This window comes from Streptomyces parvulus (assembly GCF_014648855.1).
GTDB lineage: Bacteria > Actinomycetota > Actinomycetes > Streptomycetales > Streptomycetaceae > Streptomyces > Streptomyces parvulus.
On the sequence record NZ_BMRX01000004.1, the window covers coordinates 259,659 to 272,091 of the forward strand.

At 71.6% G+C, this 12,433-nt stretch carries 10 protein-coding genes; 6 read left to right on the forward strand and 4 right to left on the reverse strand.

What is annotated here, in order from left to right:
* Positions 1-9 precede the first annotated feature (9 nt).
* The gene (locus IE108_RS09025) at positions 10-1,071 is read right to left on the reverse strand and encodes a FecCD family ABC transporter permease (RefSeq protein ID WP_064731369.1); all 1,062 of its coding nucleotides are present in this window, start codon (positions 1,069-1,071) and stop codon (positions 10-12) included.
* Positions 1,072-1,082: 11 nt separating this feature from the next.
* Positions 1,083-2,438 (reverse strand): lysine N(6)-hydroxylase/L-ornithine N(5)-oxygenase family protein, encoded by a 1,356-nt coding sequence (locus IE108_RS09030; RefSeq protein ID WP_064731368.1) that lies wholly within the window; start codon positions 2,436-2,438, stop codon positions 1,083-1,085.
* Positions 2,439-2,672: 234 nt separating this feature from the next.
* On the opposite strand from IE108_RS09030, the gene IE108_RS09035 reads away from it, so the two are divergent.
* On the forward strand, positions 2,673-3,620 hold the full coding sequence (locus IE108_RS09035) for a methionyl-tRNA formyltransferase (protein WP_064731367.1): 948 nt from the start codon (positions 2,673-2,675) through the stop codon (positions 3,618-3,620).
* A gap of 76 nt (positions 3,621-3,696) precedes the next feature.
* On the opposite strand, the gene IE108_RS09040 is transcribed toward IE108_RS09035, so the two are convergent.
* On the reverse strand, positions 3,697-3,936 hold the full coding sequence (locus IE108_RS09040; RefSeq protein WP_064731366.1) for a DUF5302 domain-containing protein: 240 nt from the start codon (positions 3,934-3,936) through the stop codon (positions 3,697-3,699).
* A 39-nt stretch (positions 3,937-3,975) separates the two neighbouring features.
* Positions 3,976-5,841 carry a CocE/NonD family hydrolase gene (locus IE108_RS09045; RefSeq protein WP_064731365.1) on the reverse strand — a complete coding sequence of 622 codons (1,866 nt, stop codon included), beginning with the start codon at positions 5,839-5,841 and terminating at the stop codon, positions 3,976-3,978.
* A gap of 186 nt (positions 5,842-6,027) precedes the next feature.
* Here IE108_RS09045 and IE108_RS09050 point away from each other — a divergent pair, with 186 nt between their 5' ends.
* The 5 genes from IE108_RS09050 to IE108_RS09070 all read left to right on the forward strand — a co-directional run bounded on the left by IE108_RS09050 (position 6,028) and on the right by IE108_RS09070 (position 12,432).
* Positions 6,028-6,762: an N-acyl homoserine lactonase family protein gene (locus IE108_RS09050; protein ID WP_064731364.1), complete on the forward strand. Its 735-nt coding sequence runs from the start codon at positions 6,028-6,030 to the stop codon at positions 6,760-6,762.
* Positions 6,763-6,818: 56 nt separating this feature from the next.
* Positions 6,819-7,253 (forward strand): PGPGW domain-containing protein, encoded by a 435-nt coding sequence (locus IE108_RS09055; protein WP_064732096.1) that lies wholly within the window; start codon positions 6,819-6,821, stop codon positions 7,251-7,253.
* Between the two features lie 174 nt (positions 7,254-7,427).
* Positions 7,428-10,433 (forward strand): 3-keto-alpha-glucoside-1,2-lyase-like domain-containing protein, encoded by a 3,006-nt coding sequence (locus tag IE108_RS09060; RefSeq protein WP_064731363.1) that lies wholly within the window; start codon positions 7,428-7,430, stop codon positions 10,431-10,433.
* Positions 10,434-10,535: 102 nt separating this feature from the next.
* A complete protein-coding gene (nadE, locus tag IE108_RS09065) occupies positions 10,536-11,366 on the forward strand; it encodes an NAD(+) synthase (RefSeq protein ID WP_064731362.1) in 831 nt (276 codons plus the stop codon).
* Between the two features lie 220 nt (positions 11,367-11,586).
* Positions 11,587-12,432, forward strand: a complete 846-nt coding sequence (locus tag IE108_RS09070) for an MIP/aquaporin family protein (protein ID WP_064731361.1) — start codon at positions 11,587-11,589, stop codon at positions 12,430-12,432.
* The last annotated feature ends 1 nt before the right edge of the window (position 12,433 follow it).

Sequence of the window (12,433 nt, forward strand, 5' to 3'; positions counted from 1 at the left end):
CCGCCCCGTTCACGTGTTCTTGAACTTCCCGCGCCACACCAGTACGGCGAAGAACGGCGCCCCGAGCAGCGAGACGACGACCCCGGCGTCCAGCTCCCCCGGCCGTACCACCAGGCGTCCCACGATGTCGCAGACCAGCAGCACCACCGCGCCGAGCAGACCGGCGTAGGGCACCAGCCAGCGGTAGTCGGGCCCGGTGAGGTGGCGGGCGACGTGCGCGACCATGAGCCCGAGGAAGGCGATGGGCCCGCAGGCCGCGGTGGCCGCGCCGGCCAGCAGGGTGATGGCGACGATGCCCGCCGTCCGGCTGCGGGCGGCGTTCACGCCGAGCCCGCGCGCCACGTCCTCACCGAGGTTGAGGAGGTTGACGGCGGGCAGCGTGGTGAGCGCCAGCAGGAGGCCGACGGCGATGAACGCGGTCACCGGCCAGATGACGTCGAAGCCGACCCCGGCCGTCGAACCCGAGTTCCAGAACCGCAGCGCGTTCAGCGAGGCCTTGTCCGTCAGCGAGACCGCCGTGGTCATCGCCGCGAGGAACACCGCGATCCCCTGGCCCGCCAGGGCGAGGGTCAGCGGGTTGCCCGCACCCCGGCCGATGCTCGACAGGCCGAACACCACGGCACCGGAGAGCGCGGCGCCGAGGAAGGCGAGCCAGACGTACTGGAACGGATCGGTCAGGCCGAGCAGGGCGATCCCCGACACGACGGCGAACGAGGCGCCGGCGTTGATGCCGAGGAGCCCGGTGTCGGCGATGGGGTTGCGGGTGTACCCCTGGATGAGGGCCCCGCCGACCCCGAGGGCGATGCCCGCCACGACCGCGAGCACCGTGCGGGGCACCCGCACGGTGCGCACGATGAGCCGGATCTCGGTCAGCCGCTGGTCCGCCTCGGGCGCGGCCGCCAGCCCGTGCCAGACCTCGGCGGGGGTCAGCGCCCGCGCGCCGACGGCCAGCGACGCGGCCGCCGCGAGCACGAGCAGCACCGCGAGCACCGCCAGCCCCGCGACCCGTCCGCGACGGGCCCGATCCGTGGTGCCCCCGGGCGCGGGGCGCTCAACAGCAGTCGTGGTCATGGCGGCTTACACTAACGCGCGCCGTCGCCGGTCCCGTCGGCGACGGTCCGGGCCTCGTCCGAGGCGGACTTGAGGCTCCGGGCGACCACCGACTCCAGGATCTCCCCCACCCTGATCGCGGTGTTGGAGAGCAGCGACGACGTGATGCCGTGCGTGTGCTCCGTACCGCCCTGGAGGTAGATGCCGCAGCGCAGCGCTGCGTCGGTGGCGACGCGGTAGTCGCGCTCGACGCGCACCCGTCCCTCGTCGTCGCGCAGGCAGCGGTCCGCGACCTCGCCGAGGAGGCCGAGGGGGTCTGCCGGGCTGTATCCGGTGGCGAGGACCACGACGTCGGCGTCGAGGTGCGTCTCCTCGCCGGTGACCAGGGACGTCACCGTGGCACGGACCCGGTCGGAGGTCTCCTTGACGTCGGTGAGCCGGGAGACGTTGAGGAAGCGCAGGCGCTCGGCGCCGAGGACCTTCTCCCGGTACATCTGCCGGTAGAGGTCGTCGATCAGGTCGATGTCGACCACGGAGTAGTTGGTGTTGCCGTGGTAGTCCATCAGCCGGCGTTTGACGGTGCCGGGCGCGGCGAAGTAGTCGTCCACGGCCGCCGGGTCGAAGATCCGGTTGGCGAAGCCGCTGTCGTCGGCCGGGCTGTAGCCGTAGCGGGCGAAGACCGCGCACACCTCCGCGCCGGGGAAGCGGCGGTGCAGGTAGGCCACGTTCTCGGCGGCGCTCTGTCCGGCGCCGACGACGACGAACCGCGAGGGCGAGGTGCCCTCCAAGGAGTCGACGCGCGCCAGCAGTTCGGAGTTGTGCCAGACCCGCTCGCCGCGCTCCACGCCCTCCGGCAGCAGCGGGCGCAGACCGGTGCCGATCACGAGGTTGCGCGCCCGGTGGACCTCCAAGCCCTGGCCCGAACGGACCGTCACCTCGACGTGGTCCACGGCTCCGTCGCGCTCCACGGGGGTGACGCCGACCACCTCGTGGCCGTAGGAGACCTGGTCGTCGACCTGGGCCGCGGCCCACTCGAAGTAGTCGTGGAACTCCACCCGCAGCGGGAAGAGGTTCTTGTGGTTGATGAAGTCGATCAGCCGGCCCTTGCTCTGCAGGTAGCAGAGGAAGCTGAACCGGCTGGCCGGGTTGCGCAGCGTCACGAGGTCCTTGAGGAAGGAGACCTGCATCGTCGCGTCGTCGATCAGCATGCCGCGGTGCCAGCCGAAGCGCGGCTGCTGCTCGAAGAAGCGGGCGCTGACCGCCTCCTGGCCGCCGGTCTGTGCGTTGTGCTCGCGGATCGCGATCGCCATGGCGACATTGGACGGGCCGAAGCCGACGCCAATGAGGTCGTGGACCAGCGTTGCGTCATCAGGAAGAACCTGTGACATGTCACTCCCATCGTGCGGGACAGTCGCCTGTGAGGCCTGGGGGGTACCGAAATGGGACATGCCGACGGAACGGCCCGCCGGAAACTTAGGTTAGCCTAAGTTAAGACTCTGAAACTGTCGATAGGGCGACCCGACGGGCATGGCCGCCAACTGGGGTGTTGCGCACCGACGTTGCACACTAAGGTAAGCCTTGCCCAACTTGCCGGGGCAGCCCCTGTCTTGAGGAGGTACCCCATGCGGGTCGTCATGTTCGGTTACCAGACCTGGGGGCACCGGACCCTGCAAGCCCTCCTGGACTCCGAGCACGACGTGGTGCTGGTCGTGACCCATCCCAAGAGCGACCACGCCTACGAGAAGATCTGGAGCGACTCGGTCGCCGATCTCGCCGAGGAGCACGGCGTCCCGGTGCTCATCCGCAACCGCCCCGACGACGACGAGCTGTTCGAGCGCCTCAAGGACGCCGATCCGGACATCATCGTGGCCAACAACTGGCGGACCTGGATCCCGCCGCGGATCTTCGCGCTTCCGCGCCGCGGCACGCTCAACGTGCACGACTCGCTGCTGCCGAAGTACGCCGGGTTCTCGCCGCTGATCTGGGCGCTGATCAACGGCGAGTCCGAAGTCGGCGTCACCGCGCACATGATGAACGACGAGCTGGACGCCGGCGACATCGTCCGGCAGGAGGCGGTGGCGGTCGGGCCGACGGACACCGCCACCGACCTCTTCCACAAGACGGTCGACCTGATCGCCCCGGTCACCGTCGGCGCTCTCGCGCTCATCGCCTCCGGGCAGACCGAGTTCACCCCGCAGGACCGGTCGCAGGCGACCTTCTTCCACAAGCGGTCCGCGGAGGACATCCGCATCGACTGGAACTGGCCCGCCGAGGACCTGGAGCGGCTGGTCCGCGCCCAGTCCGAGCCCTACCCCAGCGCCTTCACCTTCCACCGGGGCAGGCGGCTCGAGGTCCTGGCCGCCGTGGTCTCGCAGGGCCGCTACGGGGGCACGCCCGGCCGGATCTTCTACCGCGAGGGCGACGGGGTGGTGATCGTCGCCGGGGCCGACGCGCGGACGGGGCGCAACCACGGCCTGGCCGTCACACGGGTGCGGACGGAGGACGGCCGGGAGCTGTCCGCGGCCGACTACTTCACCTCCATGGGCGGCTATCTGACCAGCCGTCCGTGACCGGACGACCGTGACGAGGGCGGGGCCCGGCCGTGTCACCACGGCCGGGCCCCGCCTCGTACGACCGGTCCCGGTCTCAGCCGCTCTTGCGGCGGAACGACCGCTGGTTCGCGGCCGGTCCGTGGGCTCCGCGGATCTTCGCCACGTCGGCGTTGGCCGCGAGAGCGGCGGCCTCCGCCTGCTTGCCGCGCTTGCGCTCCAGGGCCTCGCGGAACTTGTCCTTGAGGTCGTACCGGCCGTTCTCGTCGGGTGTCAGGGCGGGCCCCCCGGTCTCCGCCGGTTCCGAACCTGCCTGCGATGAAGACTCTTCAGCCATGACGACCTCCTGGGCTCGGACAATCCGGAGCACAGCTTGTCACGGCCGGCCACCCGGAACCACCGAATACGTTCCCGGCCCGGCCGGCAGCGTCACCGTGTACTGGCTCAGGTAGGTGTCCAGGTACGGCGACCGGTCACCGGCGGTGGGGACGTCGTCGGCCGGGTCGTCCAGGGCGAGCCGCAGCCGGGCGTCGCCGACCCGGACGGTCTCGCCGGAGGGGGTGTCGCGCCAGGACCCGGTCTGGACGGACCCGATCTCCACGGCCAGCACGTGCCCGGCGGCCAGGGTCCAGTCGGTGGCCTTCAGATCGACGGCCAGCCGGCCGGAGTCCACCAGTGAGACCTGCTCGTCGAACATGACGGCGGTGCCGTCCGGGGCCACGTCGTACAGCTTGACCATGAGGTTGCCCTCCCCCCTGGCCTTCAGCGACAGCCGCGGGGTGCCGGTGACGCGTACGTCCTCGCGCAGCGGCCTCGACCACACGAAGAAGCTGGAGCCGGCCTCGCCGGCCCGCTGACGCTCCGCCAGCTCCGCCGCCAGTCCCCGCGGGGCGGGCGGCTCGGTCGCCGGGGCGTTCTCCATGTCCCACTCACCGGTCGGCCGCGGCGTCTCCGGGGGCGCCGGCCGCCCGGCCGCGGCCAGGTCCGCCCGGACGGACGCCCCGCCGTCGTCGACGTAGGAACCGCCGCCCAGCGGCAGGTCCACCGTCCGCTCCGTGACCGGCCAGGTGCGCTGGGCGCGCCAGGCTCCGGTGGAGTCCTCGACGGCGTAGGCGGGGTAGCGCACGGTCGGCCGGACGCCCTTGAGGTACTGGTCGTAGAAGGACAGTGTCTCGTCGTACCAGCCCTCGCGGCCCATCGCCAGACGGCCGTCGCCGACGCGGTCACCGCCGCGCACGTGGTCCCACTGGCCGACCCAGCCGCGCTCGGGGCCCCGGTGGTTGTCGAGGTACTCCTGCATCTCCTCGGGCTTGGTGTTGTTCTCGATGAAGCCCTGGGTGACGAAGAGCGGTGTGTCGCTGCCCCTGGCCATCCTCGCGAGGTCGCGGGAGGTCCAGTGCTCGTCCCGCTGGTCGGATATGCGGTAGCCGGCGGAGTTCTCGGTCAGGCACTCCGGATGGCTCTCCTCGTACCGCGCGGCCTCCTGATAGCGCGGATCGTCGTCGGCCATCGGCGGCATCGTGGCGATCGAGTTGTAGGCGCCGGCGGTGCCGGTCACGTTGGGGCGGGGCACGCCGTTGGAGTAGATGTACTGGTACATGTCCCACAGCGGCTCCTGGGCGACGACGGCCCTGAGCGCGCGCTGGTCCAGGTTGTTGCCGATGAGGCCGGTGACCGCGTCGTACGACTTGCCGTACATGCCCACCGCGCCGGTGGACCACGGCTGCCGCGACGCCCAGTCGATCGCCGCCTTCACGTCGGCCTGCTCACCGGGGCCGCCCCAGTCGAGGCAGCCGGTGGAGCCCCCGAAGCCGCGCAGGTCGACCATGACGAAGGCGTATCCCCGGTCGAAGAGGTCGGTGCCCTCGATGAAGTCCTGGAAGCGGGCGGACGGGCCGCTGCGGGTCCAGCCCTCCGGGCCGGTCTGGCCGGCGTGGGCGAAGTAGGGGCCGACCGAGAGGATGACCGGCACCTCCTCGTGTCTGCCCAGCCCCTCGGGGAGCAGGACGTCGGCGTGGAGCCGGGTGCCGGAGCGGTCGGCGGACGGGAAGTAGTGCTGGGTCCAGACCGAGCCCTCCGGGACCCGGTCGTTCTCCTCGTGCGTGACGGGGTCGCCCGGGGTGGCGGCCGGCCGGGCGCCGGCCGGGTCCGCGGCGACGGCGGGGCCGGCGAGTCCGGCGGTCAGGGCGAGGACGGCGACCAGCGCGGAGGCGCCTCGGACGGCCGCGCGACGAGCTCTCACATGCTCCTCCTTGGACGGTGGGTGCAGGTGGTGCGGGCAGGTCGGGTGAGGGGGGCGGTACCGGCGGTGCGGGCTGCTGTGCAGGTCTAGCAGTGATGCGCGCGTACGTCGATGGGGCGTCCGACTCCGGCTCTGCCGTGGGCAGATCCCGTGGCCTTGGCCCATGCGGCGCGCCAGCATGGGGACATGACGACGCGAACCGAGGTACGACGGCTGGACCTGGGGTACTTCGTGCGGCCGGCCGAGGAGACCGGCGGGCCGCGGCCGCGCGTCGAGCCGGTGCTCGCCCATCTGGTGCGGCACGAGCGGGGGCTCCTCCTCTTCGACACCGGGATGGGTCCTGCCGACGAAGCGACTGAGGCGCACTACCGGCCCCGCAGGCGTGCGCTGGGCGCGGCGCTGGCGGCGGCGGGAGCCGGGCCGGACGAAATCACCCTGGTGGTCAACTGCCACCTGCACTTCGACCACTGCGGCGGCAATCCGCTGCTGGCCGGCCGGCCGGTCCTCGTGCAGGGCCGGGAGCTGGCCGCGGCGCGCGAGGGCGGTCACACCTTCGAGGAACTCGTCGACTTCCCCGGCGCGGTGTACGAGGAGCTGGACGGGGAGGCCGAGGTTTGGCCGGGCGTCCGGATCGTCCCGACGCCGGGCCACACCGAGGGGCACCAGTCGCTGGTCGTCGCGCGGGACGACGGCACCGTGATCCTCGCCGGGCAGGCGCACGACTCCGCCTCGGAGTTCGGCGCGGACCAGCTGGCCCGCCTGGCCGCGCTGGAGGGCACGGCACCGCCCCTCCCGGAGTACCGCCCCTGGCTGGACCGGCTGGCCGCGTTCGATCCGCGGCGCGTCCTCTTCGCCCACGACTGCTCGGTCTGGGAACCCTCCCGCCCGCCCGGAATCGCCCGCGCGTCGAACCCTGCCTAAGGTTGAGCACGCCGACCGAACCGGAGTTCTTGCCGACCGCGGGAGAGTGGGACGACATGGCGCGCGGTGTCGAATCGATCCGGCGGGCCGCTCTCGGTGCCGTCGGCGCCGTTGTGCTGGTGATCGGCGTCGCGCTGCTGGTCCTGCCCGGCCCGGGGCTGCTGCTCGTCTTCGCCGGAGTGGTGCTGCTCTCGCGCGCGATCCCCGCCCTGGACCGGTTCGTCGCCCCCGTGCGGGCCCGGGCGCTGCGCGCGGCCGAGGAGAGCGTCTCCTCCCCCTGGCGGATCGCCGGGGCGGTGCTCGTGGGGCTGTTCCTCGTCGCGGCCGGGGTGGTGTGGGGCCTGCTGCCCGAGCTGCCGTACTCCGGTTGGGCCACCGGGACGAGTCTGATCATCTCCGGCTGCGTCCTCTTCGCGCTGCTGGTGTGGAGCCACCGCCGCGTCCTGGCGGAGCGACAGGCGGCGGAGACGGCCGGGCACCGCACGCCCTGACCCAACGGGCATACGGAGTTCCGGACTTGGGGCGTCCAGAACTTTGAACACATCGATGACAAAGTATGGACATGCCAAGCGGAAGTCTCCTACCTTTGCGGCGGAACACCGTCCTGCCGCTCATGACCGGAGCGATTTCCGGCACGGTCCGGTCCCCACCCCACTGGAGGACCAATGCCCCCACGGCTGTTCTCGCGCGCCCGAAGACACCTCATCCTGCTGCTCGCGTCGGCGGTGTCCGTCGGTGGCGTCCTGGCGGCCCCGGCCTCCTCGGCGGCCCCGGCGGACATCCCGCCGCAGGAGCCCGGGATCACCATGCGGGTGTTCGACGTCCAGACGCCCCTGAACGAGCTGTGCGCCCTCAAACCGGGCCAGACCCCCAACCACGACAGGCTGATGCCGACGGTCGACTGGTCCAGTACGGCCGACTTCGGCGGCATCGCCGACAACTTCGTGACGGAGGCCTCCGGTTACCTGGTCGCCCCGCGCGACGGCACCTACGCCTTCCGCCTCGTCAGCGACGACGGCTCCCGGCTCACGCTGGACGGCTCGACGGTGATCGACCACGACGGCCTGCACGGCGCGGAGCCGAAGGACGGCACGGTCGAACTCACCGCCGGAACGCACCCGCTGCGCATCGAGCACTTCGACCGCGGCGGCGACCAGCAGCTGCAACTGTCCTGGATGCCGCCGGGCGAGAGCGCCTTCGCCGTGGTGCCGCAGGAGGCGCTGAGCACCGACGCCGGGGTCGTCCGGGTGACGGCACCGGGCCGCAAGGAGTGCGAGGCGGGCACCGACACCCCCGGCGACGGCCTGCCGCTGAACTCCGTGCGCCCCGACCTCACCCTCACCGACCTGCGCCCCGAGGGCTTCGAGCCGCAGGTCACCGGCATGGACTGGCTGCCCGGCGGACGCCTCGCGATCAGTACCTGGGGCGGCACCGACAACGTTGCCGGTGAGGTCTACCTCCTCGACAACGTCACCGGCGAGACCAGCCGGGACGAGGTCACCGTCAAGAAGGTGGCCGAGGGCCTGCGCGAGCCGATGGGCGTCAAGTACGTCGACGGCGCGCTCTACGTCTCGCAGAAGCACGAGCTGACCCGGCTGGTCGACGCGGACGGCGACGAGGTGACCGACGAGTACCGCACGGTCGCCACCTGGCCCTACGGGGGCAACTTCCACGAGTTCGCCTTCGGCCTGCTCTACCGCGACGGGTACTTCTACGTGAACCTCTCCGTCGCCATCGACCTGGGCGGCGCGACCACCACGCCGCAGCCCGCACCCGGCCGCGGAACGACGTACAAGATCAACAAGAGGACCGGGAAGATCAGCCCCGTCGCGGGCGGCCTGCGCACGCCCAACGGCATCGGCTGGGGCCCCGGCGGCGACCTCTTCGCCACCGACAACCAGGGCGGATGGCTGCCCTCCTCGAAGCTCGTCCAGATCAAGCAGGACCGCTTCTTCAACCACTACACCGAGCCCGCGGGGCCCTTCGAGGGCTCCCCGGTCACCGAACCCGTGCTGTGGCTGCCGCAGAACGAGATCGGCAACTCGCCCTCCACTCCCCTGTACCTGAGCAAGGGCGCCTTCGCCGGCCAGATGCTGATCGGCGACGTCACCTACGGCGGTCTCCAGCGCGCCTACCTGGAGAAGGTGAAGGGCCAGTACCAGGGCGCCGTCTTCCGCTACACCCAGGGCCTGGAGGCCGGCGTCAACCGGATCTCCCTCGGCCCCGACGGCGCGGTCTACGCCGGCGGCCTCGGCGCGGACGGCAACTGGGGCCAGGAGGGCAAGCTCAAGTTCGGCCTGCAGAAGCTGACGCCGAACGGCGGCGACACCTTCGACATCCAGAAGATGCGCGCCGTGCCGGGCGGCTTCGACCTCACGTACACCCAGCCGCTCTCCGAGGAGACCGCCGCCGAACTCGCCGACCGCTACCAGGTCGAGCAGTGGGGCTACACGCCGACCGCCGACTACGGCGGCCCGAAGATCGCCGAAGAGGAGCTGGCCGTGCGGTCGGCGACCCTCTCGGCCGACGGCCGGACCGTCCGGCTCCGTCTCGACGGGCTCCGGGCGGACCGTGTGGTGCACGTGCGCTCACCGCGCCCGTTCGCCTCGGCATCCGGCGAGACGCTGTGGAGCACCGAGGCCTGGTACACGCTCAACGAGATGCCCGGCAAGGAGCCTCCGCCGGCCACCCTCTACGAGGCTGAGGAGGCGCGCCTGACGGGCACGGCCGGCATCAACACGGACCACGCCGGCTACTCCGGCAGCGGCTTCGTCGACCGCTACGCCACCGAGGGCAAGGCCGCCACGGCCTTCGACGTCACGGTCCCGAAGTCCGGCACCTACGACGTGGGCCTGCGCTACTCGAACGGTCCGAACCCCTTCGAGGGCACCAAGTCGCTGTCCGTGTACGCCAACGGGAAGAAGGTGCGCCAGACCGCGCTCCCCTCCACCGGGGACTGGGACACCTGGTCCACCCGCACCGAGCGCCTGCGGCTGAGGGCGGGGCACAACACGGTCTCCTACCGCTACGACGCCGGGGACACCGGCCACGTCAACCTCGACCTGGTCACGGTGCACCCGCCGGGCGCCCGCACCCTGTTCGACGGGACCGCGGCCTCGCAGGAGCGGTGGCAGCACACGGACGGGCGGCGGGTGGCGTGGCCGCTCGCCGAGGAGGAGTCGATGGAGGTGTGCTGCGGTGACATCCGCACCAAGGACGCCTACCAGGACTTCAAGCTGCACGTGGAGTTCCGCGTGCCCCTGCTGCCGCCCGACGTGACCGGCCAGGACCGCGGCAACAGCGGCATCTTCCTGCAGGACCGCTACGAGCTGCAGATCCTCGACTCCCACGGTGACACCACCCCGGACACCAACGAGGCGGGGGCGATCTACCTCAAGAAGGCGCCCGACACCAACGCGGCGGCGGCCCCGGAGACCTGGCAGACGTACGACGTGGTCTTCCGTGCCGCCCGCTTCGACGACGGCGGACGCAAGACCGCCGACGCGCGGGTGACGGTGGTCTGGAACGGCGAGACGGTCCACGACGACGTCGTTCTCGACGGGCCCACCGCCTCCGGGCGGGCCGAGTCGCCCGCCGCCGGGGCGATCCGGTTGCAGGACCACGGGAACAAGGTCCGGTTCCGCGACATCCGGGTGGAGCCGCTGACCTGACCCTCGCGTGTGCGGGGCGGCCCCCGACGGCCGCCCCGCACCTTTCCGGCTCCGCTCGGTAGGGTGAGTGACCAGGCCCTGTGAATCGAACAAGGAGCGGAATTGAGCGAGCCGGCATCCATCGCCCTGCAACTGGAGATCGCCCGGGAGCTGGAGGTCGCGGAGACCTTCGACGCCGACCGGGAGATCGAGCGCCGGGTGGCCTTCCTGGCCGACCGGCTGACCTCCACCGGCCTGCGCTCCCTCGTGCTCGGCATCAGCGGCGGCGTCGACTCCACCACCGCGGGACGGCTGTGCCAGCTGGCCGTGGAGCGGGCCAGGGACGCGGGTCACGAGGCGCGCTTCTACGCCATGCGGCTGCCGCACGGCGTCCAGGCGGACGAGCACCACGCCCAGCTCGCGCTCTCCTTCATCCGTCCCGACCAGGTGCTGACCGTCGACATCAGGCCCGCGAGCGACGCGATGCTCGCCGCCCTGCTCGACGCCGACGTGGCGTTCCGCGACGACCACCACCAGGACTTCGTGCACGGCAACATCAAGGCCCGGCAGCGCATGATCGCGCAGTACGCCGTGGCCGGGGCCCACCAGGGGCTGGTCGTCGGCACCGACCACGCGGCCGAGGCGGTCTCCGGCTTCTTCACCAAGTTCGGCGACGGCGCCGCCGACGTCGTCCCGCTCACCGGCCTGACCAAGCGGCGCGTGCGTGCCGTCGCGGACCGGCTGGGGGCGCCCGCCGAGCTGGTGGGCAAGGTGCCGACGGCCGACCTGGAGTCCCTCGACCCCGGCAAGGCCGACGAGGACGCCCTCGGCGTCACCTACGACGAGATCGACGACTTCCTGGAGGGCAAGCCCGTCAAGGACGAGGCCTTCCAGAAGATCGTCGACCGGTACCGGCTGACGGACCACAAGCGGAAGCTGCCGATCGCGCCCTGAGCGGCCGGTCACCCGTACGGAGCACCCGGGCCGGACCGGAGGGCGCCCCCGGGCGGGGGCGCCGGGCGGGGCGCCCCCGCCCACGTCCGGGCGCTCCGCCACGAGGTGACCTCTCGTCACGCTTGTCCTTTATGTGCGGTTTGCCGGAAGCGACCTTAGTCTGTGCGAGGAGAGGCTCGAACAGTCGACAGCCGGTCATGCCGGCGGAAGGTGAGCTTCCATGGCTGAGCGGCTCAAAAGACATGGTCTGATCGGTGAGGTTTCGGCCGAATTCGCCGGCACGATGATCCTCATCCTCTTCGGCTGCGGCGTGGTCGCCCAGGTCGCGGCGGGCGGTGCCCTCACCGACCCGGCCGGCGGCCTGGGAGACCACGACAGCATCGCCTGGGCGTGGGGCTTCGGTGTCACCCTCGGCGTCTACGTGGCGGCCCGGCTGAGCGGCGCGCACCTCAACCCCGCGGTGACGCTCGCCCTCGCCACGTTCAAGGGCTTCCCCTGGCGCAAGGTGCTCCCGTACGCACTGGCCCAGACGGCGGGCGCCTTCGTGGCGGCGCTCATCGTCCGCTGGAACTACAGCGAGGCCCTGGCGAAGGCCGACCCCGGTCACACCATCAAGACGCAGACGGTGTTCTCCACGCTTCCCGCCAACGGGAACCCGGCGCTGCCGGTGCACGAGTGGGGAGCCTTCCGCGACCAGGTCATCGGCACGGCCATCCTGCTGCTGCTGATCCTGGCCGTCACGGACATGCTGAACACCCCGCCGGGCGCGAACCTGGGCGCCTTCATCATCGGCCTCATCGTGGTCGCGATCGGCATGGCCTACGGCACCAACGCCGGCTACGCCATCAACCCGGCCCGCGACTTCGGCCCCCGGCTGGCCAGCTTCCTCACCGGGTACGGAGGAGCGTGGCGAGATCAGTACGGAAACCTCTACTTCTGGGTGCCGATCCTCGGTCCGCTGATCGGAGGCGTGCTCGGCGCCGGTCTGTACAAGGTGTTCGTCGGCCGGTTCCTGCCGACGGCCGAGCCCGAACCGCCGGGGCGTGTCCCGGCTTCAGAACGCTGAC